21 protein-coding genes are annotated in these 23,447 nt (G+C 53.2%); 1 reads left to right on the top strand and 20 read right to left on the bottom strand.

Going from position 1 to position 23,447, the window contains the following annotated elements; translation table 11 throughout:
- Nucleotides 1-161: 161 nt before the first annotated feature.
- From MKX76_RS03765 to uxaC, 17 genes are all read right to left on the bottom strand, one after another.
- On the bottom strand, nucleotides 162-893 hold the full coding sequence (locus MKX76_RS03765; RefSeq protein ID WP_007128676.1) for a regulatory protein RecX: 732 nt from the start codon (nucleotides 891-893) through the stop codon (nucleotides 162-164).
- A 145-nt stretch (nucleotides 894-1,038) separates the two neighbouring features.
- Complete coding sequence (gene recA / locus MKX76_RS03760; protein ID WP_341033011.1) at nucleotides 1,039-2,100, bottom strand: recombinase RecA; 1,062 nt, start codon at nucleotides 2,098-2,100, stop codon at nucleotides 1,039-1,041.
- Between the two features lie 288 nt (nucleotides 2,101-2,388).
- The gene (locus MKX76_RS03755) at nucleotides 2,389-3,657 is read right to left on the bottom strand and encodes a competence/damage-inducible protein A (RefSeq protein WP_007128678.1); all 1,269 of its coding nucleotides are present in this window, start codon (nucleotides 3,655-3,657) and stop codon (nucleotides 2,389-2,391) included.
- Between the two features lie 108 nt (nucleotides 3,658-3,765).
- Entirely contained in the window at nucleotides 3,766-4,353 is a 588-nt protein-coding gene (pgsA, locus tag MKX76_RS03750; protein ID WP_007128679.1) for a CDP-diacylglycerol--glycerol-3-phosphate 3-phosphatidyltransferase, read from the bottom strand.
- Between the two features lie 259 nt (nucleotides 4,354-4,612).
- Nucleotides 4,613-5,104 (bottom strand): YajQ family cyclic di-GMP-binding protein, encoded by a 492-nt coding sequence (locus MKX76_RS03745; protein ID WP_007128680.1) that lies wholly within the window; start codon nucleotides 5,102-5,104, stop codon nucleotides 4,613-4,615.
- Nucleotides 5,105-5,265: 161 nt separating this feature from the next.
- Nucleotides 5,266-5,439, bottom strand: coding sequence for a hypothetical protein (locus MKX76_RS03740; RefSeq protein WP_007128681.1), 174 nt, complete (start codon nucleotides 5,437-5,439; stop codon nucleotides 5,266-5,268).
- An 85-nt stretch (nucleotides 5,440-5,524) separates the two neighbouring features.
- Nucleotides 5,525-6,502: a RodZ domain-containing protein gene (locus tag MKX76_RS03735; RefSeq protein WP_341033010.1), complete on the bottom strand. Its 978-nt coding sequence runs from the start codon at nucleotides 6,500-6,502 to the stop codon at nucleotides 5,525-5,527.
- Between the two features lie 44 nt (nucleotides 6,503-6,546).
- Nucleotides 6,547-7,314: a DUF3388 domain-containing protein gene (locus MKX76_RS03730; protein WP_007128683.1), complete on the bottom strand. Its 768-nt coding sequence runs from the start codon at nucleotides 7,312-7,314 to the stop codon at nucleotides 6,547-6,549.
- A gap of 201 nt (nucleotides 7,315-7,515) precedes the next feature.
- A complete protein-coding gene (locus MKX76_RS03725; protein WP_007128684.1) occupies nucleotides 7,516-7,770 on the bottom strand; it encodes a DUF3243 domain-containing protein in 255 nt (84 codons plus the stop codon).
- A 106-nt stretch (nucleotides 7,771-7,876) separates the two neighbouring features.
- A complete protein-coding gene (gene ymfI / locus MKX76_RS03720) occupies nucleotides 7,877-8,644 on the bottom strand; it encodes an elongation factor P 5-aminopentanone reductase (protein WP_251537203.1) in 768 nt (255 codons plus the stop codon).
- A 3-nt stretch (nucleotides 8,645-8,647) separates the two neighbouring features.
- Nucleotides 8,648-9,928: an EF-P 5-aminopentanol modification-associated protein YfmH gene (gene yfmH / locus MKX76_RS03715; protein WP_007128686.1), complete on the bottom strand. Its 1,281-nt coding sequence runs from the start codon at nucleotides 9,926-9,928 to the stop codon at nucleotides 8,648-8,650.
- Nucleotides 9,929-9,931: 3 nt separating this feature from the next.
- Nucleotides 9,932-11,212 (bottom strand): EF-P 5-aminopentanol modification-associated protein YfmF, encoded by a 1,281-nt coding sequence (yfmF, locus tag MKX76_RS03710; RefSeq protein ID WP_341033009.1) that lies wholly within the window; start codon nucleotides 11,210-11,212, stop codon nucleotides 9,932-9,934.
- A 125-nt stretch (nucleotides 11,213-11,337) separates the two neighbouring features.
- On the bottom strand, nucleotides 11,338-12,168 hold the full coding sequence (gene sleB, locus MKX76_RS03705; RefSeq protein WP_144866393.1) for a spore cortex-lytic enzyme: 831 nt from the start codon (nucleotides 12,166-12,168) through the stop codon (nucleotides 11,338-11,340).
- Between the two features lie 240 nt (nucleotides 12,169-12,408).
- The gene (locus MKX76_RS03700) at nucleotides 12,409-13,530 is read right to left on the bottom strand and encodes a glycoside hydrolase family 88/105 protein (RefSeq protein WP_341033008.1); all 1,122 of its coding nucleotides are present in this window, start codon (nucleotides 13,528-13,530) and stop codon (nucleotides 12,409-12,411) included.
- Between the two features lie 181 nt (nucleotides 13,531-13,711).
- Nucleotides 13,712-15,235: a UxaA family hydrolase gene (locus MKX76_RS03695; RefSeq protein WP_341033007.1), complete on the bottom strand. Its 1,524-nt coding sequence runs from the start codon at nucleotides 15,233-15,235 to the stop codon at nucleotides 13,712-13,714.
- Nucleotides 15,232-16,749, bottom strand: coding sequence for a tagaturonate reductase (locus tag MKX76_RS03690; RefSeq protein WP_341033006.1), 1,518 nt, complete (start codon nucleotides 16,747-16,749; stop codon nucleotides 15,232-15,234). The genes MKX76_RS03695 and MKX76_RS03690 overlap by 4 nt, the downstream gene beginning before the upstream one ends.
- 2 nt (nucleotides 16,750-16,751) lie before the next feature.
- Nucleotides 16,752-18,179 carry a glucuronate isomerase gene (uxaC, locus tag MKX76_RS03685; RefSeq protein ID WP_341035021.1) on the bottom strand — a complete coding sequence of 476 codons (1,428 nt, stop codon included), beginning with the start codon at nucleotides 18,177-18,179 and terminating at the stop codon, nucleotides 16,752-16,754.
- Nucleotides 18,180-18,373: 194 nt separating this feature from the next.
- Here uxaC and MKX76_RS03680 point away from each other — a divergent pair, with 194 nt between their 5' ends.
- Nucleotides 18,374-19,231: an AraC family transcriptional regulator gene (locus tag MKX76_RS03680; RefSeq protein WP_341033005.1), complete on the top strand. Its 858-nt coding sequence runs from the start codon at nucleotides 18,374-18,376 to the stop codon at nucleotides 19,229-19,231.
- 187 nt (nucleotides 19,232-19,418) lie between these two features.
- On the opposite strand, the gene MKX76_RS03675 is transcribed toward MKX76_RS03680, so the two are convergent.
- The 3 genes from MKX76_RS03675 to MKX76_RS03665 all read right to left on the bottom strand — a co-directional run bounded on the left by MKX76_RS03675 (nucleotide 19,419) and on the right by MKX76_RS03665 (nucleotide 23,147).
- Nucleotides 19,419-22,058: an FtsK/SpoIIIE family DNA translocase gene (locus tag MKX76_RS03675; RefSeq protein WP_341033004.1), complete on the bottom strand. Its 2,640-nt coding sequence runs from the start codon at nucleotides 22,056-22,058 to the stop codon at nucleotides 19,419-19,421.
- A gap of 61 nt (nucleotides 22,059-22,119) precedes the next feature.
- Complete coding sequence (locus MKX76_RS03670) at nucleotides 22,120-22,377, bottom strand: YlzJ-like family protein (RefSeq protein WP_007128695.1); 258 nt, start codon at nucleotides 22,375-22,377, stop codon at nucleotides 22,120-22,122.
- A complete protein-coding gene (locus MKX76_RS03665) occupies nucleotides 22,374-23,147 on the bottom strand; it encodes a ClpP family protease (RefSeq protein ID WP_007128696.1) in 774 nt (257 codons plus the stop codon). The genes MKX76_RS03670 and MKX76_RS03665 overlap by 4 nt, the downstream gene beginning before the upstream one ends.
- Nucleotides 23,148-23,447: the final 300 nt, after the last annotated feature.

The raw sequence follows: 23,447 nt of genomic DNA, 5'->3' as shown, positions 1-23,447 counted from the left end.
GTAGTCACTTTTTTGGAAGGAAAAAGGATGCTAATTTAAAAAAAGATTCATGTTTATTTTATTATTTATAAAAAGATATTGTCAAGGGAAAGCAATGGGTAAACGTCAGTTTCAGTCACAAGTGCCAATATCTATGCAGAGGTTGGCACCTTTCGTTCATTTCATTCAAACTCTTCCAGTTCCTGGTCGTCCGCTCCATACTCCTGCTCCTCTTCGATTAGACGCCTTAGCGCCTGCCTCGCCTGTTCCCCGCTAAAGCCGCGCCGCATCAAATACGCTCCCGTCTTCCGCTTGCGATCCAGCAGCTCGCCCTTCGTCTGCTGCCATTTCTTTCTTGCAACCACAAGCGCGCTTTCCAGCTCCTCCTCGGCACTTACCTCGCTCAGCGCCTCCGATATCAGCTCGGTCCGGATCCCTTTCTGCCTCAGCTCCTGCTTTACCCACAGGCGGCCCTTCTTATGCCCTGTCATCCGCTGCTCCGCCCACATTCTCGCATATAATGCGTCGTCGATCAGCTTCTCCGCCTCAAGCCGCCGGAGCGTCACCTCTATGCTATCCGGATCCGCTCCCTTCTGCTGCAGGCGCTGCACGATTTCCTGCGATGTACGGGGCTTCCTTGACAGATAATTCAGTGCCTCCACATAGGCCCTCTGCCTTTCATCCACGACTACGATATCCTGAAGCTCCTCCTTGCGGAAAATGCTCCCCTTCAGCATACGGTATTTCAGCATCACGTCTTCATGAACCGTCATCTCATAAGGACCGAACGATATCTTATAACGTCCTCTAGGCTTGCGCAGCTTCTCCACGGACGTGATCACCAGATCCTCCTGATCCGGAAAATGCTCGATCCCCGAAGAAGCTTCTTCGGTTATTTCACGATTATCACTCATAGCTTCTCCTTATCGCTCTGCAGCTTTTACATACTCCATACCATGGATGACTATTATGATCCCGCATTACGATAATGCAAAGAAGACCGTCCAGGCGTTCTTCTCAACACCGGACGGTCCTAGCACTATCAGAAATAGCTGGGCATTATTCCACTTTAAATAGATCTTGCTCTTCCAGCTCCTCTTGCTCCTTCTCGCTTGCGCTCGGTTCAGGAACAACCGTGGTCAAGTTGCTTGCTTCCCGGATTTTGTTCTCGATCACATTCGCCACTTCCGGATGCTCCTTCAGGAATTGCTTCGCATTCTCACGTCCCTGGCCAAGACGATCGCCGCCAAAGGAATACCAAGCACCGCTCTTATCCACAATATCAAGCTCAGTACCGATATCGATCAGGCTTCCCTCTCTGGAGATGCCTTCACCGTACATAATGTCAAGCTCGGCTTGTTTAAACGGAGGCGCAACTTTGTTCTTAACCACTTTAATCCGTGTGCGGTTACCTACGACGTCATTCCCCATCTTAATGCTCTCTACACGGCGTACATCCAAACGGACGGTGGAGTAGAACTTCAAGGCACGGCCACCCGGTGTCGTCTCAGGGTTACCGAACATAACGCCGACCTTCTCACGAAGCTGGTTAATAAAGATGGCAATCGTTTTGGACTTGTTGATCGCGCCGGACAGTTTACGCAGAGCCTGGGACATCAGACGAGCCTGCAGACCCACATGGGAGTCACCCATGTCGCCTTCAATCTCGGCCTTCGGCACAAGCGCTGCGACCGAGTCGATAACAATGATATCGACTGCACCGCTGCGCACCAAAGCTTCAGCAATTTCAAGCGCTTGCTCACCCGTATCCGGCTGGGAAAGCAGGAGTTCATCGATGTTAACGCCCAATTTGCTCGCATAGGATGGATCCAGCGCGTGCTCGGCATCGATAAACGCAGCTTGTCCGCCAGCCTTCTGAACCTCAGCAATCGCATGGAGCGCTACAGTCGTTTTACCGGAGGATTCCGGTCCATATACTTCAATAATCCGGCCTCTAGGCAATCCGCCGGTTCCAAGTGCTATATCCAATGCCAGCGATCCGCTAGGCACAATCTCTACCTGCATATGGGTGGACTCACCCAATTTCATGATGGAACCTTTTCCGAACTGTTTCTCTATCTGACGAAGCGCCATTTCAAGCGCAGCACGACGATCTGACAATTGTTCCACAACCCTTCACTGTTGATAGTCTAATCATACCTTGTTTTGACACGTTTGCCAAGCTTTTTTTCGAACATACATTCGTTTTTTTTAACCCTCCCCCTTCCCTGCTCATTTCCGGGCAGTCTCCATAAACAAGCAAAACCGCGGCATCATCCTTCGATATGCCACGGTTCTTCCGTACTTCCGATTATACCTGGATCGATTCTCCAGTTCAAGACCAATGTAAAAGATTTACTATTATTATGTCATGCAGCTCCGCATTCATTCACGAAGATGGGGCTCCTGCTACGCCTGCTCCGATCCCTCCGAGACAAGCCGCCGCCATAAGCGGTACAGCAGCGCCTTCGTCGCGCGCAAACGGATCGTCTCCCGGTTGCCTTGAAGATTAAGCTCGTGCACCTCGGTCTCTCTTCCGCGCTGGGACAATCCGATGTATACAAGCCCCACCGGCTTGCGTTCGGCATAACCGGGGCCGGCTACGCCGGTAACGGACAGTCCGAAATCGCTGTCGGTGATCAGCCGGACATTCTCCGCGAGGGCCTGAGCGACCTCCCTGCTCACTGCGCCGGGCGCATCATCGCCTTCCAGCAACGCTTGCGGGATATGCACAAGCTTTCGCTTCATTTCATTCGTGTAGGAAACGATCCCTCCAAGGAACATCGTCGCGCTGCCAGGTACGGAGGTCAAGCTTTCCGCCACCAGACCGCCCGTGCAGCTCTCCGCCGCGCTCAGCGTCAATCCCCGGTCTGCCATCGTGTCGACAATCACCTTCTCGATCGGCACATCCTCGCTGGCGTACATGAATTCGGGGCCGCGCTCGCGAATCCGCTCTTGCAGCTCATCAAGGCGGACCATCGCTTCGGACTCGCTTGCAGCCTTGGTGGATATGCGGACGGTCACCTCACCGTCCTTCGCATACAGCGCGATCGTCGGGTCGGTCTGCTCGGTGATCAGGTCCGAAAGCCTCTCATCCAAGGCAGATTCCCCGATTCCGGCAAACTTCAGCATCTTGGAGTAGATCGGAAGCTCATCCGTCAGCACATGCTGGAGCAGCCAAGGCTTGGCTTGCTGCTCGAACATCGGGATCAATTCCTTCGGCGGTCCCGGCAATACGATGTAATGCGTCCCGTCCTGCGTGATCGCATTGCCAACGGCCAGCCCGGTTTCGTTCGGCAGCGGCGTTCCCCCTTCGATGGCAATCGCCTGGCGGCGATTGTTCTCGGTCATAACGACGCCCCGGTCCTGGAAGAAACGCTCAATGCGGTCCATGGCCATCCTGTCGATATGCAGCGACCGGTTCAGCAGCGAAGCCAGCGCATCCTTCGTCAGGTCGTCCTGGGTAGGGCCGAGCCCGCCCGATAGGATGACGATGTCCGCTCTGCTGCTCGACAGGCGGAGCGCTTCCTTCAATCGCTCCATGTTGTCCCCGACTACGGTTTGGTAATATACGTCGATGCCCATGGCTGCAAGCTCTCTGGATAAGTACTGGGCATTGGTGTTTACAATCTGCCCCAGCAGCAATTCCGTTCCGACTGCAATGATCTCTGCTTTCATACGATAATAGCCCCTCCTGTACTCTTTTATGTTTGGTCTCGATATGGCTCAAACGGTGATAACAATGGAGCGCGGAAGAAAAAAGCAATAGGATTGCTCCTATTGCTGTTATGCTCCTGCACCGTCAAGCAGATGCCTGTTCTTGACAAAGTATTCGATTCCCGAATAAATCGTAATGGCCGCAGCAGCCCAGATCGCAATGATATCGAAAGGGATGCCGAGGAACACAAACGGAAAGTTGTTAATCAGCAGCGCGACAATCGCCACAATCTGAATGACGGTTTTGATCTTGCCGGACTGCCCGGCCGCGACGACCGCGCCGTCAAGAAGCGCAATCTGGCGCAATCCGGTAACCGCAAACTCCCTGCTGATAATGACAACCGCAATCCAAGAATCGCATTTGCCCATCTCCACAAGGGAAATGAGAATAGCCGCCACGAGCAGCTTGTCTGCCAGCGGATCCAGCAGCTTTCCGAGGTTCGTTACCATGTTGTTCTTCCTGGCCAAATACCCGTCAATCCCGTCCGTGCTTGCAGCAAGGATGAAGATCAGCGCCGCGATCAGCTGATTGTACGGGAGCTCGAAACCGTGCCACACAATCGGATCCGGGTAAAAATCAAAATCCACCAGCAAAAATACCATCATGATAGGGATCAAGCATATACGGGCAAGCGTGATTCGGTTGGGTAAATTCATAGGGCAACCTCCCTTGCATCGGGTTGTCTTGAAATTTCAGCAGCCCCACAAACGGCTGAGCGGATCTCTCGCGGCAAGGCCGCCCCTCCCAAGGGCCAAAAAGGTCTGAAGCGCTGAACGCTTTCCGTCATATTCATCCCCCAGTAATCTATGTATACGTTAATTCTTATATATCGTTTTTTAGTATAATCTTTCCGATTGCAGCCTGTCAAAAGGACAAACTGCAAGCCGGCAGGAATGCAGATGAAACGTCCATAGATTATTTGAAGTTGGTGAATTGCAAATCGAGCGGCAGATCCGCTTTGCGCAGCAGCTGCATGATCGCTTGAAGATCGTCCTTGCTCTTTCCGGTTACCCGGATTTGGTCCCCTTGAATCTGGCTCTTGACCTTCAGCTTGGAATCCCGGATAAGGATATTGATCTTCTTGGCGTTCTCCTGATCGATCCCCTGCTTCAGCGCCAGCCGCTGTCTCACCGTTCCCATCGAAGCCGGTTCGATTTTGCCGTACTCGACGTTCTTGATCGACAAGCCGCGCTTGATCATCTTCGTTTGCAGAATATCGATGACCGCATTCAGCTTGTACTCATCGTCGGACGTAATGATCAGGGCGTCCTTCTCCAGCTTCAGGCTGCTCTTGCTTCCCTTGAAATCAAAACGGTTCTCGATTTCCCGTTCAGCCTGATTAACCGCGTTGTTCAGTTCCTGCATATCCATCTTGGATACGATATCAAATGAATTTTCCGAAGCCATGGTGAATCCTTCCTCCTTGCATTATGCTGCTTCTATTATAGGTAAAACGAAGGCGCAAGTCTAATCCGTAAATGACATATACAGGCGGCGCGCCCTTCATTTTCGGGAACGAAAAAGACCCCGTTGTCCGCCGGCCCGGCGAACACGAAGCCCATCCATCGTCAATGTCTTGATTTCGGCTCACGCATCGGACGGCGGAACATGCTCAGAATTCCGAGCAGGACAAATGCCAGCCCAAAGCCTAATATGCCGTATCCCCAGTCGCCTGGAATTAAATAATATCCCAAGAGGCTGACAATAACACCCAATCCGAACACGATCCAGTTGACCGTCATACCGCATCACCTCATAAACAGGAAGTGAATAACAGCATGTTTCATCCAAACATGCCGTTAGTATCATTTCCTCGAAGCAAGGCAATTATTCAGTAGCGGCTTCGGCCGGCTCGAGAATGATGCGGGACGTCGTCTTGCCGTCGGTCACCGTCTGCCCGCCTACCTTAATCGTTGTTGCGGTCGAGTTGCCGGATTTTACGTACATGCCCTGACTGTCCAGATCGTAGCTGATCGCTGCGCCGTTCTCCAGCATCCCGAAAAACAGCTTCTCCCCGGACGAATTTTTCCCACGGTATACTTCAACCCAGCTCTGGGCATTGCTGCCTGCCACAAGCTCTACCTTTACATTAGATCCCGTTACCTTAAAGATGGTGTTTTTGCCTTCGGTCCGATCCTGCGTCACCGTCGTTTGACCTGGAACCGCGTCATCCGGACTATCCGTACCCGTTCCATCCGTACCATCGGTGCTGTCCGTATTATCGGTGCCTTCGGTGCCGTCAGCGGCATCCGTGCCGTCCGTGCCTTCCGTCCCTTCGCCGTTCGTGTCACCGCCGGTTTCGCCTGTCGTCCCGCTGCCCTTGGCGCCATCGCCATCACCCGGCGTTTGGGTCGTCTGTTGCTGGCCCTGATCCGTCTGCGTCTGGTCATTCTGGCTGACCGGAGGCGCATCCGATTTATTGGAATGGGTCGCAACCAGGTAGATCACCACGACGATCAGGATGGGAAACGTCCACATCAACAGGGTCGGCAGCCATTTCATATTCCGTTCGCCTGCAGGCCGGCTGGCGCGTTTTTGGATCACCGGCTCCATCGTCGGCTCCGCTTCCGTTTTCGGAACATCCTGTTTATGACCTTCCAGCAGCTCCTCCGGGTTGATGCCCACGGCTTCCGCATAGGTTTTGATGAATGCCCGCACGTAAAAACTGCCGGGAAGTACTTTGTAATCCCCTGCCTCGATGGCTTCCAAGTATCGTTTGCGTATTTTTGTCATTTCCTGCACGTCATCAAGGCTCATTCCTTTTTGCAGACGCGCCTCCCTCAATTGCTGTCCCAGTTCGGACATGCCATCACCTCCTACTTAGAATACTATGTAGTCCGAAGAACATATTATAAATCGTCACTATAAGAACCTGTGAACGTATCATAAACGATTTCCTCGTCCGGATTGTTTCGCAATTCAATAATAATGTCAAAATCATCATAGGAATATTCGGATTCGCGCACGAAAATATCCGGATGCTCGATTACCTTCGTGCTCTCCATGCTCATAATGTCCTGGAGCAGCTGGTAATGACGCTCATTCGAACGGATCGTGCTGACGATTCCGTCGATGATAAACACGTTGTTCGGGTTCATTTCATCCTCGGAGAGCTGACTGCGGATCGTCTGCCGCAGCAGGGTGGACGAAACGAAGGTCCAGCGCTTCATGGCGCAGACGCTGCCCGCAATAATAGACTCCGTTTTGCCGACGCGCGGCATGCCCCGAAGTCCCACCACCTGATTTCCTTCCCTTTTGAACATTTCACCCAAAAAGTCAACAAGTAAACCGAGCTCATCGCGCGTAAAACGAAATGTTTTACGATCGTCCGAGTCCCGGTCAATGTATCGTCCATGCCGGACAGCCAAAATATCCACCAGCTTGGGAGGTCTTAAGGCTGTTACCGTAATATTCGCAACCTTATTTAACATTTTACCCATGAGGATGATTTTTTCTTCATCATCGGTCTCTAGGAGCATACCGCGAGTACGGCCTTCCACGCCGTTGATCGTCAGGATGTTCACTTCCAGCATACCGAGCACGGAGGCGATGTCGCCAAGGAGGCCCGGCCGGTTTTTATGTATTTTATACTCCATGTACCATTGATTCGATTCCACAAAGACACCTCTTTGCACTTCTTTTCCATCTATATTCGACAATTCCCCTGTATTTTCCACAAAAAACGAGTCAAATGATTAATGGGTCACGTTAATGATATATAAAATAAAAATGAAAGGCAAGTATTAACGGTGACATGAAAATTACATTCTTTTATCTTGACAAAAAGCCCCTTGTAAAGGGGGCTTTTTGCAAGCGTATTAGGCGTTGTGTTTGGCCAATTTCACCATCAGACGGGCGATCACGCGGCGCTCTTCTTCACTTCCTACGTCCCACAATTCCTTAATTGCACGGTTGGAAGCATTCTGTGGGTCGATCTTCTCGTCGAGAAAGTCGCCGATTTCGTACGCAAGCTGTGAAATGGTGTCTTCGTTCATACCGGCTTTTTCGGCTTGCACGACACGCTCGCCCAGGAACTTCTTCCAGGAATCAAAGTTCTTGATTACGGATGACATGATGAAATCCTCCTTTTGCTTGTGGCAATTGAGATTGAAGTAACCAATAGTAATATGTCCCCGTAATCAATCCCTTATGAGTGGTGAATTACACCACGATTGCCGCCTACGTCACCCATCCGCCGTTCGGACTGATCACTTGACCGGTAATGTATCCGGATTCGGGCAGCGCCAGAAAATATACAAGCGACGATATTTCATCCGGATGCGCCAACCGGCCCGCCGGAATTTCCTCTTCGAGCATCCGAATCTCATCGGAAGCCAAATGCTCCAGCATCGACGTATCCACCGCGCCGGGTGCAACGGCATTAACGGTGACGCCCGAAGGGGCTAGCTCCTTCGCCAGCGCCTTCGTAAACGCATTGACGCCGCCTTTGCTTGTGGAGTACAGCACCTCGCACGAGGCGCCGGACAGTCCCCAGACGGAGGACACATTGATGATTCTCCCGAAGCGCTGGGAGATCATCCGATCCATGAAGGCCTGGGTGCATAGGAACATGCCTTTTAAATTAATCGACATGAGGGAATCCCACTCCGCTTCTGTAACGTCGGACAACAGCCCATAGTGGGACACCCCTGCATTGTTGACCAGTATATCAGGCTCCATGCCGTGGCTCTGGAGCTTTTCCTTCATCCGCAGAATCTGCTCCTTGTCGCGCAGGTCGGCCGATACCGTCAGCACCCGCGCGCCATGCTCAAGGCATCGCCTCGCCACTTCATTGGCCGCTTCATGCGAATTCATATAGTGGATGATCACATTCATCCGAACCGACGCGAAGCGCTCGGCAATCGCCGCTCCGATTCCCCTGCTGGCGCCTGTAACAAGCACCGTCATCTCCCCGATCGGCTTCATTTCCTTTCCCATGCCTGCCATCACCTACGGGCTCACCACGATCGAAACAGCCAGCTGATTCCAATCGACATGCTCCTGGAGACGGCGGTTTACTTCTTCAAGCGTGATCGATTCATAGACTGGCAGCACTTTAAACAGGTCGGCACCGCGGAACTGATAACGTGTAAATTCATGCGCAATGTTCTCAGGGGAATTGAGCATGCGCAGGTAACCGCCCATTTTTTTCTTGCGGGCCCGCTCAAAATCATCCTCCCGGAATCCGCTGGCCTTCAGCTTATCGACTTCTTCGCGGATGCGGGCAAGCAGGGCGTCCGGATCCTTCGTATCCCCGCCGACCGCGGAGAACGCATACTCCGGCGAGCTGTTGTATTCGTGCCCGAAGCTGTCCGAGATCAGGTCGTCTTCATACAGCTTCTGATACAGCTCGGTGCTCGCCCCGAACAGAAGATCCATCATCAGCTTGGTGGTCAAATCCCGGCGCAGCTGCTCCTCACCAGACAAGCCCGTCTCCTTCTCCTTGAAGCCGAACAGGCACTTCGGCAGCGATACCGCAAGCCGGCTCTCGCGCCGCTTCTCGGCAACCTCCGTCGGCTCAGGATCGAAAATACGCTCAATCTTGCCTTGTTGATCATAAGATTTCCGCGCTTGGTTGGAACGGATCAAATTCATCGTCTCTTCCGGGTCCACCCCGCCGACCACGAACAGCAGCATATTGCTTGGATGATAGAATGCATTGTAACAGGTGTACAGGTCTTCCTTCGTGATCGTTCCGATGGACTCCACCGTGCCGGCAATATCAATATGAACGGGATGTACCTTATACATTGCCTCGATCAGCCCGAAATATACGCGCCAATCCGGGTTATCCTGGTACATATTGATTTCTTGGCCGATAATCCCCTTCTCCTTCTCGACGTTCTGGTCCGTAAAATAAGGGTTCTGAACGAAATCGATCAAGGTTTCCAGGTTTTCATGGATATGATCCGTAGCGGAGAATAGGTACACGGTCTGGTCAAAACTGGTGAAGGCGTTGGCGGAAGCTCCGTTGGAAGCAAATTTCGCAAAGATATCGCCCTCTGGCTCCTCGAACATTTTGTGCTCGAGAAAATGCGCGATCCCGTCCGGCACCCGAACCTCAGCTGCTCCCTCCACCTTGAAGTGATTGTCCACCGAACCGTATTTGGTAGCGAAGGTCGCATAGGTTTTCTGGAATCCGGGCTTTGGCAGCACATAGACGCGCAGCCCGTTATCCATCACCTCGTAATACAGCGTCTCCTGCAGGTTGTCATAATGAATGCGTTCCACGGGCTATTCCTCCTTTTGACCTTTCAGGAAGTAAATCGTGTCCAGTGAAAATGCGGAGGCCGCCTGCTTCACATCATCCGCGGACATGCGATCCACCTGATCGAGAAGCTCATCCGGCGTGCGCTCCTTGCCGGACAGCTGGCGGTTGAAATCATAGGCGATCATCTCGAAGGCCGAATCCTGCATTTCCTTGATCACGTTCCGGATCATGGCCTTTGTCTGGGACATCTCGATATCCGTAATGGCGCCTTGCGCCATATCATCCAGCTGCTTGCGGATGATATCCACCGCTTTGTCAAAATTTTGAACCTCAATGCCGGACTGGATCGTGGCGATGCCCTTATGCCCGTCATAGCGGGAAGAGGCGTAATAAGCGAGGCTTGCCTTCTCGCGCACGTTGACGAACAGCTTCGAATGCGGATATCCGCCAAGAATGCCGTTGTAAAGAAGGGCTGCGGCATACTCGTCGTCCCCGTACGTGATGGTGCTGCGGAGCCCCATGTTCAGCTTGCCCTGGTTAATGTCCAGCTGCTCGATGACCGTTTGGGTATCTCTAGCCGCCGCGCGCGTAACCGAAGGCTTGTAATCCTTGGTCTTCGTCCGGTCCAGCTTGAAGTGCTCCTCCACAAGCTTCTTTACTTCATCAAGGGTGGTATCGCCGACCACGTACAAATCAAGCACCGACTCATCCAGCCATTTCCGGTAAGCCTGATAAAGCCCATCCGGCGTGATTCCTTCGAGATCCTTGCGTTCTCCCAAAGGATGCAAACGGTAAGGCTCATCCTTGCACATTACCTCGATGCAGCGATCGCCGGCGTAGCGGATTTTATCATTCACGATGGATTCGAGCTTCTTCCTTACGGTATCGCGTTCGGTCTGCACGTATGCTTTGCGGAATGCGCCGTTCTCGAGCACCGGCTCCGTAAACGCCTCGCCTAAAAATGCAAACGAAGAAGAAAGCAGGCTCTCCGGGCTGTTTACAAACGAATCGTTAATCGTGTCCATCCGGAAGTGAACGATCTGATAATCGCCCCGTTTATAAATATCGAAGCCAAAGCCGGCTCCATACAGCTGCTCAAGGCGTTCCCGGAACGCTCTGGTCTCGGGATAGGATACGGTTCCCCGGCGCAGCACGAATGGCGTCAGCGCGGTCGTTGTGACGGTATCTTCAGCTAAAGGGCTTCCGGCGTAAAGCGATATCGCAAATGTCTTGAATCGGCGCGTAGGCAGCACGTGGATCCGCATTCCACCGGCTGTGCCGTGTTCAAATTCGGTTTTCGTCAAGGTCCTTATCCCCTTACTTCGTGGATTGTCATTGCCATAATTTACTCATCATTTATCGTTCATTCTAACCCATTGCAAAGTGAAGAAGCAACCGAAGACAGGTCCCCGGTTGCTTGTAAAACGGCTTACATACAGAAGATATGCTGTCCGATGGTCTTGACCTGAGGCCGTGTCCAGATCCAAGGCGATGTCGCCGTTTTCGGGTTAAAGTAATAGAGACAGCCGCCGGTCGGATCCCAACCGTTGATGGCCTGGATTACCGCTTTTCTGGCATTTTCGTTCGGCTCGAGCCAAATTTGCCCGTCCGCGACGGCCGTGAATGCCCGCGGCTGAAAAATAACCCCGTGCGGTGTATTCGGGAAGCTTGGCGACTTGACCCGGTTTAAAATAACGGCTGCAACGGCAACCTGCCCTTCGAATGGTTCGCCCCGGGCTTCCCCATAAACCGCGTTGGCCATGATCTTAATGTCATTTTCAGATAAACCCATCGTATTCGAAGAGGCCAGGTTGTTGTCTCCCCCGCCGCCTGCATTCCCTGCATTCCCAGCATTCCCTCCGGCTCCGGCTCCGGCATTGCCGCCGCCCCCTTCATGAAGCTTCGGCTCCGTCGGCTTAAAATCCTTCGTTGCATTGTACAGCTTCAGCTTGACCTTCGGTCCGACGATGCCGTCTACCTTCATTCCGAATTCGGATTGGAACCATTTCACCGCTCCCAACGTTTTGGAGCCGAATACGCTGTCGATTTTTCCATAATAAAAGCCCAAATGCTTTAGACGGCCCTGCAGCTCATATACATCCTCGCCATAGGAGCCGAATTTGATCGTTTGCTGGCTGAAAGTGGGTATCGCATCCTGTACTGCCGGATTGTCGTCTGCATGAAGGGTGCCTTGCGCGAATACCGTGCCTGATAACAGAATCGCCGTGCTTATCATAATCAAGATTCTCGAGTTTTTCATGCTGCGCTCTACCTTTCTCTTATGGTTTAACAAGCCTCGCTAACGTATATTATGACAAGCCTGCCATGTTCCTATGCACCTGATGAACCTTGGGCACGGAGCTGTATCGATGGGAGGAACGTTTCGTGCAGCAGGATGCTTTTTCACGACAAAAAGGGTGCCCCGCATGATCAAATGATCATTACGAGCACCCATTTTTAACGCAAATTAACACCATATGCGCAAATCATGACCATTGCTTCATCCATGCAGCGATTCGCTTTGATCCAGCTCGACGCATGCCATGACAAGAGCGCCTACCCCGTGAAGGTCATTTTCGCAGCGGTCCCTCTGCACGTAATGCCTGTAATCGCCGACGCCTGTCCCGATACAAATATCGGGCATGATCAGCTGACCCCGTTCATTGTAGTATACCGCATCGACCAGTCCCTGGTACCCGCGCCGAGCATGCTCCAGGCACGAAGAATCCAGATGGCCCAGCCGCACGCCCTTTGCCAGTGTATACACAAAGAGGCTTGAGCATGACGTTTCCAGCCAATTATCCGGCTCCCCTCCTTTATCCAGCACCTGATACCATAGTCCGCTCGCCGGGTCCTGGCAACCAACGAGAGCCTTGCATAAGTCGCGCAGCACCGGTATAAGCGTTGCCCTTCCCGCATGATCCTCAGGGAGCATATCAAGAAATTCGACAAGCGATAGCGCATACCATCCCACGGACCGCCCCCAATATTCGGGCGATTGGCCTGTGGCCGGATCGGCCCACGGCATATGCCTGCTCTCATCCCATGCATGGTAATACAAGCCGCTCGCTTCATTCCGCGTATTTTTTCGCATCAGCTGCTCCTGATACAGCACTTCATCATACAAATGCGGCTGCCCGTATTGCTGTCCGTATTTCATCGTAAACACGCCGCCCATGTACAGCCCGTCAAGCCACATCTGGTAAGGATACCGGTCCTTATGCCAATATCCTCCCTCGGTCGTCCGGTTCAAGGCAGACTGCAGGCGAAGCAGCTTATCCGCCGCTGCCTTGTATTTGCGCTCTGGCTTGATCGCGTCCAGCTCCAGCAGCAGCAGGCCGGCCTGAACGGAATCCAGCTCGCCGCGGTCCAGCAGTACATTCCCGTTTGTATCGACGAGATGATCGACATAACCTTTTATATATTCCAAATATCGCGCTTCTCCGCATCTCTTCCAGAGCTGGAACATTCCCGTCAGAAACACGCCCTGATGGTAATGCCATCTCCCGGCAGGCGGGAGCTCCTCAGGGGAAAATGTCTCCATGATGGAACGGCAGGCCTCGATGCCAAGCCGGAGTGGTGTAATGTCTGCGGGCGCTTTGTGCTGCGTTTGATTGGACATCTCTACTTCCTCCCTTTAGAGGTTGTTCAAAAAGTCATCTTTGATCACGAGGCGAATCAAAGTAACCCGGCATCGAATCTTGAATTCAGCCGGGCCGAAGCATAAGCTTCAGTGTTGAAAAACCGGACTTTTGAACTCGCTCTTTAAATGATCTGCTTGAGCTGAACATCAGAATACCGATTTACAGAATAACGCCATCCTTGAAGATGGAGATTTCCCGGAAGCCGCCCATTTCGTTATGTGTCCGCCGCACCCCCGAGGCCAGCTGAAGGATCTGATCGGTCAATGCCTCCTCGAGCTCTTCCATACGGGCTCCTTCCACCAATGTTCCCGCATTGAAATCGATCCAATGGGGCTTACGGGCGGCGAGCTCCGAATTCGTAGAAATCTTTACCGTTGGCACTGGCCCGCCGAACGGCGTTCCTCTTCCCGTCGTGAAGAGCACGAGATGCGCTCCGGCCGCTGCAAGCGCCGTAACGGACACCAAATCATTGCCGGGAGCCTGAATCAGGTTCAATCCCGGGCGGCTAGACCTTTCGCCATATGGCAGGACAGCGGAAACGATGGCCGTTCCCCCCTTCTGCGTGCATCCCAGTGATTTTTCCTCCAACGTGGTTATGCCGCCGTCTTTGTTACCAGGGGAAGGATTTTCATAGATTTGCTGGCCATGGGAAATGAAGTACTGCTTGAAATCATTAATGAGCGACGTTATCTCTTGGAATACCTGCTCATTTTCCGCCCGTTCCATCAGGATCGTCTCCGCGCCGAACATTTCGGGCACCTCCGTCAGCAGCGCAGTGCCGCCTGCCGCCGTTACCCAATCCGCGATCCGGCCGGCTAGAGGGTTGGCGGTAATGCCGGAAAGCCCGTCGGAACCGCCGCATTTAAGCCCGATCTTCAGCAGCGACAACGGAAGCTCGGAACGCTGATAGCCCTCGGCATAATTCACAAGCTCCTCGATCATCGCCAGCCCGGATGCAAGCTCGTCTTCTACGTCCTGTGCACGCATGTATCGGACTCTGTCCGGCTCGTCTTCACCGATTAACGCCTGCATCTGGTCAATTTGATTGTTTTCGCAGCCCAATCCGACGATCAGCACGCCTGCGGCATTGCCGTGCCGCGCCAAGGAAGCAAGGAGGCGCTGGGTATGGGCCAGATCGTCCCCGAGCTGGGAACAACCGTACGGATGCGGGAAATGGTAAACCCCGTCAATTCCTCTACCGCGAAACTGCTGGTCTGCTATCCGGGCGAGCTGCTCGCAGGTTTTATTGATGCAGCCGACGGTATTAATGATCCAAATTTCGTTGCGGATGCCGGCTTCGCCATTCCTGCGCAAATAGCCCTGGAACGTTGGCCCCGCTTGTGCCGGATTGCCCGCCGGAACGAATGGCGGAGCGCTTGTACGGCCAGGCGTATAATGGTACTCCACCTCGCCGGCAAGTCCCGTCTTTAAATTATGCGTATGGACCCACGCCCCGGGTAAAATAAGCTGCGATGCCTTGCCGATGGAATAGCCGTACTTCAACACCGAGCGGTCCTTCTCGATGACCCGAAGCGCCACTTTATGTCCCTTCGGCACATCCTCGGCTAACTCGATAGCATGCTCTTTCCCATTGATGGTGACTACGGCATGTGCACCCGCCGTTAAAGGACGGAGCGCAACCCCTACATCATCTTTAGGGTGAAGGATGATTAAATCGGTCATGATTGCTTACGCTCCATTTCCTGAAGATTTCGGTGTACGCTCTGGACCAGCCCCGGAATATCGTTCAGCTTCTCGCCCCACAGCAGCTCCGAGCCCAAGATGGCATTCACCCGCTCGAGCCGGCTCCATTCCCCGCGGAGCTCCTTCTGCCACACGTCATGGAGAAACGCTAATGCGTCCGGATCGTCCCGGAGCAGCACCGGTTCGCCATCCAGACGGGTCCCGTGCCACTGATTATCGATCTGATGCGGCTGATAGAGCCTGATTAGCGACGACAGCGCCAGTGTGATTACGTCAGGGAGCTTGCCGTACTGATCCGCATAGCCCTTCAGGCCGGGGAGCAGCCGCACTCTGAATTTGGAAACGCTGTTCATGGCGATGTCGCCCAGCTTATGCCGGATAAAAGGGTTAAGGAACCGCTCCCAAACCGCATCGGCGTACAGCTTTGCGGATTCTGGAGGCAGCGGGACCAACGGGACGATTTCGTTCAGCATGGCTTCTCGAATCCGCGCTCCCCACATCGGGTGCTCAGCTGCCTCCCTGACCTCGCTTACACCGTGTAGCAGGCCGATCAGCGCCATTAATGTATGGGTCCCGTTCAGAATCCGCACCTTGCGGATCTGATAGGGAGACAGATCCGGAACCCATTCCACCTGCAGTCCAGCTGCTTTCAGCGGCAGCCTCCCGTCCAGAGAAGGATCCCCTTCAATCGCCCAGAAGTAATAAGGCTCTGCCGTATTCAGCAGTCGGTCCTCAAAGCCCCATTCGCGAAAATATTCCGGCGCATTGTCGGGATATCCGGTCACGATTCGATCGACCAGTGAATTCAGAAACATATTGCATTCGTCTAACCATTTCCTGAATGCGTCAGACAGTCCCCAATCGTCCGCATGCCGGAGCACAATCGCCTTCAAGGCGTCTCCGTTCCGCTCCAGCAGCTCGCACGGCATGATCATCAGGCCTTTGCCGGGATCTCCCCGGAAATGCTCGAACCGTCGATTCAGAAGCATAGTCAGCTTCCCGGGATAAGTGGCCGGCGGCTCGGAAGGAGTCCAAGGGATCTCCTCATAACAAATTCCGGCCTCGGTCGTATTGGACACAATGAGATCAAGCTCTGGGTTTTCAGCCATCGACAGGAATGTCTCCCACTCCGAATAAGGATCGATAAATCTTGAAAATATGGAAATCAGCTGCCGTTCTTCGATTTCATGTCCGTTTTGAATTCCTTTGACCAGCAGCCCATAAATTCCGTCCTGCTCGCGTAGCTGGTCCAGCTTATATTTACCACCCGGCCTCGGCTGGCTGACGGCCACGCTGCCCCGGAACAATCCCTGACGGTTGCACTCAAACAGCATCCAATCGATAAACCCTCTCAAAAAATTTCCTTCTCCGATCTGCAATGCTCTTACAGGATAACTGCGGGCATCCGTCTCCGGCTTTAGCTTTCCTGCCTCCCGCTGCTCCAGCGTATGGCGGTTAAGCAGCGGAAGCGTATCTTCACGCATCGTATCCATCGTCATGCTCCTTCTCTTGCCTGTCCGAATCGGAAGTAGGCCTCTGCATTGTAATAGCAAATATCCTGGACAATTCCGCCCAGCCATGGCAGATCTGCCGGGGCTTCGCCTTTCGTGACCCAGTCTCCGATGAGATCGCACAGCACCCGCCGGAAGTATTCATGACGCGTATAGGACAGAAAGCTTCTGGAATCGGTCAGCATGCCGACAAAGCGGCTGAGCAGCCCCATATTTCCGAGCTTGCTCATCTGATCCATCATGCCGTCTTTCGTATCGTTGAACCACCAGGCCGATCCGAACTGGATTTTCCCCGCGATTCCATCTCCCTGGAAGCTTCCGATGAGCGCAGCAAGAATGTCGTTGTCTCTAGGGTTCAATGAATACAGAATCGTTCTCGGAAGCGCTTGTTCTTGATCCAGGCGGTCCAATAAACGGACCAGCGGCTCGGCAATCAAGCCGTCGTGTATCGAATCATAACCGGTATCCGGACCAAGCTGCCGGAACATCCGGGTGTTATTGTTCCGATGAGCGTTAATATGAAATTGCATCGCCCATCCCAGCTTTGCGTACATCCGACCCAGCTCAAGCAGTGTTGCGGTCTTGAACTGCTCTTCTTCTTCACGGGAAACCGGACGCCCTTCAAGCGCTTTCAAAAAGATGTCTGCGACTTCACGCTCCGTTGCTTCGCGGTATGGCACAAAGTCGAGCGCATGATCCGAAACCCGTCCCCCAACCGAATGGAAAAATTGAATTCGATCCGACAACGCCTCCAAAAATTCGGTGTAGCTTCCAATGTCCTTCCCGCACCGCTCCGACAGCTGCTTCACCCAGCCCGTGAAGGTCGGACGGTTGATTTCAAGCGCCTTGTCCGGCCGGAAGGAAGGTAGCATCTGAAACCGGCTTTCCCCTTCTTGCGCTAGCTTGATATGGTATTCCAGGGAATCCGCCGGATCATCCGTCGTGCACACCACTTTCACCCCACTTGAAGCGATGAGCCCCCGTGTCGTGAAATCATCCTCCATTAAACGCGCATTGGCCGCTTCCCATATACGCGGCGCATTTTGCTCATTGATGATCTCCTGAATCCCGAACAATCGCCGCAGCTCCAGATGGGACCAATGGAATAACGGATTGCCGAGGGTTTTGGGAACCGTTTTCGACCAGGCAAGGAAACGGTCATAGTCCTGAACGCCTTCTCCTCCGGTGATATGGGCCTCATCTATGCCATTGGCCCGCATGGCCCGCCATTTGTAGTGGTCTCCGTTGATCCATGCCTCGGTCAGATTGCCAAACCTGTGGTTGTCGTAAATCATTTGCGGATTTAAGTGACAGTGGTAGTCGATGATCGGCATGTTCTTCGCATAATTATGGTATAAGTTCTGGGCTGTCTCGCTGTTCAACAAAAAATGCTCATCCATAAATGCCTTCAATGGGTTCACCTGCCATCTCTTTAGATTACTTCTAATCATACGGCATCATCGGTTGTATTTCTTCACGTTTATTGCTTACTTCGTTTAAAAATCAACATATCTTGCTTTTTTATTCCCGGCCCGCCTGATAGAATTAGAATTAAGATGATGAAACCCAAAAACTGACCGGATAATCAAAAGGAGGGCACAGCGATATGCCAGTCGATCATCACATTGTCTCTTTTGGCAACGAAGAAGAGGAATTTTACTATCATCGCATTCATCGGACGCGGCCCTTCGAGCGGAATAACCATTATCACGGAACGTACGAGATCTATTATCTGATCTCCGGTGAACGCAGTTATTTCATTAAAGAAAAGCTATATTCGATCCAAGCCGGAGATCTGATCCTGATCAACAAATTCGATGTTCATAAAACATCCGGCCAAGGTGATCCCGAGCATGAGCGCATTGTCATCAATTTCAGCGACTCCTTCCTGGGCAGCGGTCATCCGTTCCTGCCCGCCGGCTTGCTGAGGATGTTCGAGCTGGACCAGCCCGTACTGCGGCTGAGTCCTTCCGAGCAGAGCAGCGTCATGCAAATTCTCGACAGCATGGCTGCCGAAATCTTGAACCGGCCTTCAGCCTTCGAGCATATGCTCCGCCTGCTGCTGACAGAACTGCTGATCAAGGCGAACCGCTTGTCCGCTTCCGCCATAAAGCCTGCGTCACCGTCCTTGAACCCGCTGCATCAGAAAATTACGGATGTCGTCCAGTTTATCAACAGCCATTATCCGCTTAAAATCACGCTCAAGCAGCTGTCCGATACCTTTTACATCAGTCCGTTCTACCTCAGCCGCATATTCAAGGAAATCACCGGCTTTACGATCGTCAATTATATTCAGCTGACGCGGATCCGGGAGGCCCAGCGGCTGCTGGTCAGCACCGACCTGCGGATCGTCGATATTGCGGAGACCGTCGGATTTGAAAGCCTGACCCATTTTGACCGCACATTCAAAAAAATGACCAGCATGACCGCAAGCCGATACCGCAAGTTGAATAGCCAAGTATAAACACTCATGACGAGCAGCTCATCCTGGCCACAGTTGACGGCGATGATATAAGGAGCTAACCCATAAACCATCCCCGACTTGCTTATCACCCGCTTTTTTCGTTCATCCCATATATATATAAAACCGGAAAGGGCGTTTCTTCATCCATAAGAAACGCCCTTTCCGGACCTGGTTGGCTTAAACTTCATCAGCTTATTCGGTTTTGCTGCTGCTGATACTGCTCCATCGACATCAGCACTTCGCGTGGCTTGCTGCCCTCATAGGGACCTATAACCCCGCGGGCTTCCATGGAATCGATGAGCCGCGCCGCTCGGGTATAGCCGACGCGCATTCTCCGCTGCAGCAAGGAAACGGAGGCCTGCTTCGCTTCAAGGACGATGGTGACCGCCTGATCGTACAGCTCATCGAGCTCCTCATCCTCGGATTGCGCGGACTCCTCAATCTCCGGAACAAGCGATTCGTCATATTCCGCCTGCCCCTGATCGCGCACGAAGGAGACGATATTCTCAACCTCCTGGTCGCTCATAAAAGCTCCCTGTACGCGAATCGGTTTGGATGACCCCATTGGCATAAACAGCATGTCGCCACGGCCAAGGAGCTTCTCCGCACCGGCCATATCGAGTATGGTCCGTGAGTCGACCTGAGAGGAAACGCCAAAGGCGATCCGTGAAGGGATATTCGCTTTGATAACGCCCGTAATGACATCGACCGACGGCCGCTGCGTTGCTATGATCAGATGGATGCCCGCGGCACGGGCCATCTGCGCGAGACGGGTAATAGCATCCTCCACGTCGTTAGCCGCTACCATCATCAAGTCTGCGAGCTCGTCCACGATAACGACGATATATGGCAATACCGCCGCCGGATTATCTTTCATTAGATTGTTATAACCTTCGATATTGCGGGTGCCTGACTTGGAGAAGAGATCGTAGCGCTTCTCCATTTCGACCACGATTTTCTTCAAGGCGAGCGACGCCCGCTTCGGATCGGTCACGACCGGTGCCATCAAATGAGGAATCCCGTTATAAACATTCAGCTCGACCATCTTCGGATCGACCATCAGGAACTTGACCTCATCCGGCTTGGCCTTATACAGAATGCTCGTAATGATCCCGTTGATACAGACCGATTTACCCGACCCTGTCGCACCTGCGACGAGCAAATGGGGCATCCGTGCCAGGTTGCCGACGATCGTCTGGCCCGAAATATCCCGGCCAAAGGCGATCGACAGCTTCGATTCGGCCTCCTGGAAGATCGGTGTCTCCATAACCTCACGCATGGTTACAATGGATACCTCATTATTCGGCACTTCGATGCCGATGGCGGATTTGCCCGGAATCGGTGCCTCCATCCGAATATCCTTGGCAGCCAGCGCAAGGGCGATGTCATCCGTCAGGTTGACGATTCGGCTGACCTTTACGCCGATATCCGGCTGGATTTCATAGCGGGTCACCGAAGGCCCTCTTACGACCTCCAGCACCTTGGCACGGACGCCGAAGCTTTCCAGCGTAGCTTCCAGCTTGCGGGCCGTCTGCATGTAATCGCTTTGATCCCCGCCTTTTCCGCCATTCTTCGGCTTGGACAGCAAACGGAAAGGAGGCAGCTTATAAGGCTTAGGCGGTGGTGCGGGAGGTGCGGCAGGGATGGATTCTTCGGCTCCATTCCCGGCACCATCCAAGCTGTTTGCGCCTGCTGCTGCCCCGTCTCCCTCTGCTTCGGCTTGGCCGTCATCGACCGCAGCTTCCGAATGCTGCAGCGATACGTCCATTCCCTGTTCGCCGATTGGCCCGTCCGAATCATCAGCCTCCTCGTGCAGGCTGCCTTCCTGCTTCACCTGCTCGAAGAAATCACGGATAATCGGCGAGGAAGGAGCCCCTGAATGTTCGGCTGCTTCCGGTGACAAATGCGGTTCATCGTCATTCCGGTACAGAACCTTCTCGTCTTGATCATGAACTCCGTTCCCGGCCGTAAATACCGGTGCTTGGTCATCATCATGATCATCGTTGAAATCGGGCGCTGCCTGAGCCGTTTTCTGACCCTTGCCGCCAAACAGCTGGAAAAACTGCGGGGCTTTACGACGCGGCAGCCGCAGCTCCTCCATATCGTCCAAATCATCATCAAAATCGTCCGGCAGCGGCGTCCGCTCTTCCTTCGCGGCTGTTCTGGCAGCGGCTTTGGCCTTCGTCTGCCGACTGTTCATCTTCTTCTGCAGCCGTTCTCCCGCCTTGACGACTCTTACGCGGAACATTCGCATCAAATCCACATAAGACAAGTTCGTAATCAGCATAAAGCTGATAAACAGCATGACGATGACAATAAGTCTTGCGCCAAGGCTGCCAAACAGCATGATCAACAGCGCAAACTGCAAGGCTCCGACATATCCTCCGCTGATATCTCTGCCCATAACGGGGTGTTGATCGCTGCGAACCTCCCCATGCAGAAGCTCTCCTTGCAAATCGCTATGTATCTGGCTCATCACATTCGAAGCAGTCAACTGCCCGATGGGAGCCAGCTTGGATCCCAAGCCTGCGATGCTGCTCATCAATGTGAGCGCTAAGACCAGAAGAAGAACGCCGGTTCGTCTGCTGTTCCAACGACGCGGCCATTTACGGTGAATCATCACCATTAATCCGTAATAGATACCGATCAGGGGGATGATGAAATAATATTTGCCAAGCAAATATCCCGACATCTTGGCCAGGGAACGTCCGACCGGCGCCTCTCCGGATAACGCAATCACCGAGAGGGTCATGAGCACGATCCCGTAGATTTCATACTTCAGTACGGCTGCAAAGGCAGCCTTCTTCTTTTTTCTGCGCTTCGCCAAAAAGTCTCACCCCCGAAACCATATTATAGCATAAATTCGGTGGCGTACCTATGTTCTGTTTTCAGCCTTTAGCCTCATTTTCATCGGCTGCGATCGTCGGAATATAGCGAACGATACTGCCCGGAGCATAGCTGGAATTCAAGTAATGCTCGAGCCCGCAATCCAGGAGACGGACGATCCGGGCCTGCTCCTCTCCCATCGGTTCGACTTCCATCAGGACGCCTCCGATACGGACCTCTCTGAAGCGACTGCCCGGCTCTATATCGTCCGCACCTGGAGCCAGGCTCCGCTCAAGTGGAATAATGCTGTACCAGCTCATTGCGTGATCCCCCCCGGGCTGACTGCTTTACGCTCGGCAATCATGTGATTCAGCCGGTGCAGTGCTTGACCGATCCCTCCGACTTCATCCATCAGCCCGTATTCGACCGCGTCGGAGCCCGATACCGCCGTACCGATGTCCCGGTTTAGCTCGCCTGTCTTGAACATGAGATCCTTAAACTGCTCCTCTGTGATCCGGGAGTGACTCGTGACAAACCGGACGACTCGCTCCTGCATCTTCTCCATATACTCGAACGTTTGCGGTACACCGATCACAAGGCCGCTCATCCGAATCGGATGGATCGTCATTGTCGCGCTTTCCGCGATGAACGAATGATCGGCTGCAACGGCTATCGGCACTCCGATGCTGTGCCCACCTCCGATAACCACCGTGACGGTCGGTTTTGTCAGCGATGCGATCATCTCGGCGATGGCCAGGCCGGCCTCTACGTCTCCGCCTACCGTATTAAGAATAATGAGAAGTCCTTCAATCTTCGGATTCTGCTCGGCTGCCACGAGCTGCGGGATCATATGCTCGTATTTCGTTGTTTTATTTTGCGGAGGCAGCACGAAATGCCCCTCGATTTGGCCGATTATGGTCATGCAGAATACATTGGATTCATTGCCGACCGGCACTCCGGTTTGGCCAAGCTGGGTGATCGCTTCCGTTACGGCACTCTTCTTGCCCTCTTCGGCCGGAGCCGCCGGCGCTTCGGTTTCCCCGGTAATGCCGGCTCCCTTTCTGCCGGTAAACTCTAGCTCATTTTGCATAACGCCATCCCTGCCTTTTCACTTATTCTTGGGCTGCAGCTATATCCATAGCTGACCCTTAGTATGGCAAGCGGCGGCATAGTTTTATGCTTGCCGCAGGGATCGGCGTGCAGGCTTTCATATTTTTTAAAGTTATCCTTGTGCATGAGGCGGCCGATTCCGGCGCCAGCAGGCGTCCTCGACAGTACCTTCTCCCGGCAAACCCTCCGATAACATGATCGATGGCCAATCCGCCACGAACTGGATTTTCGCTTGTAGGTCGATGGAATCCCTGCGGTTTGTAAGACAACATAAAAAGCC

Source organism: Paenibacillus sp. FSL R5-0810, from assembly GCF_038002285.1.
Lineage (GTDB): Bacteria > Bacillota > Bacilli > Paenibacillales > Paenibacillaceae > Paenibacillus_AQ > Paenibacillus_AQ lactis.
This window is presented reverse-complemented; position numbering and strand designations above follow the sequence as displayed.

Excerpts from the sequence above, each read along its gene's own strand:
- MKX76_RS03745 (WP_007128680.1), bottom strand. The coding sequence starts at position 5,104 with ATGGCTTCGGAAAATTCATTTGATATCGTATCCAAGATGGATATGCAG.
- pgsA (WP_007128679.1), bottom strand. The coding sequence starts at position 4,353 with ATGAATTTACCCAACCGAATCACGCTTGCCCGTATATGCTTGATCCCT.
- MKX76_RS03670 (WP_007128695.1), bottom strand. The coding sequence starts at position 22,377 with ATGAGCTGGTACAGCATTATTCCACTTGAGCGGAGCCTGGCTCCAGGT.
- MKX76_RS03695 (WP_341033007.1), bottom strand. The coding sequence starts at position 15,235 with ATGACCGATTTAATCATCCTTCACCCTAAAGATGATGTAGGGGTTGCG.
- MKX76_RS03755 (WP_007128678.1), bottom strand. The coding sequence starts at position 3,657 with ATGAAAGCAGAGATCATTGCAGTCGGAACGGAATTGCTGCTGGGGCAG.
- MKX76_RS03665 (WP_007128696.1), bottom strand. The coding sequence starts at position 23,147 with ATGCAAAATGAGCTAGAGTTTACCGGCAGAAAGGGAGCCGGCATTACC.
- MKX76_RS03740 (WP_007128681.1), bottom strand. The coding sequence starts at position 5,439 with ATGACGGTCAACTGGATCGTGTTCGGATTGGGTGTTATTGTCAGCCTC.
- MKX76_RS03680 (WP_341033005.1), top strand. The coding sequence starts at position 18,374 with ATGCCAGTCGATCATCACATTGTCTCTTTTGGCAACGAAGAAGAGGAA.
- MKX76_RS03765 (WP_007128676.1), bottom strand. The coding sequence starts at position 893 with ATGAGTGATAATCGTGAAATAACCGAAGAAGCTTCTTCGGGGATCGAG.
- MKX76_RS03735 (WP_341033010.1), bottom strand. The coding sequence starts at position 6,502 with ATGTCCGAACTGGGACAGCAATTGAGGGAGGCGCGTCTGCAAAAAGGA.
- MKX76_RS03690 (WP_341033006.1), bottom strand. The coding sequence starts at position 16,749 with ATGGATACGATGCGTGAAGATACGCTTCCGCTGCTTAACCGCCATACG.
- MKX76_RS03700 (WP_341033008.1), bottom strand. The coding sequence starts at position 13,530 with ATGTCCAATCAAACGCAGCACAAAGCGCCCGCAGACATTACACCACTC.
- MKX76_RS03725 (WP_007128684.1), bottom strand. The coding sequence starts at position 7,770 with ATGTCATCCGTAATCAAGAACTTTGATTCCTGGAAGAAGTTCCTGGGC.
- sleB (WP_144866393.1), bottom strand. The coding sequence starts at position 12,168 with ATGAAAAACTCGAGAATCTTGATTATGATAAGCACGGCGATTCTGTTA.
- ymfI (WP_251537203.1), bottom strand. The coding sequence starts at position 8,644 with ATGGCAGGCATGGGAAAGGAAATGAAGCCGATCGGGGAGATGACGGTG.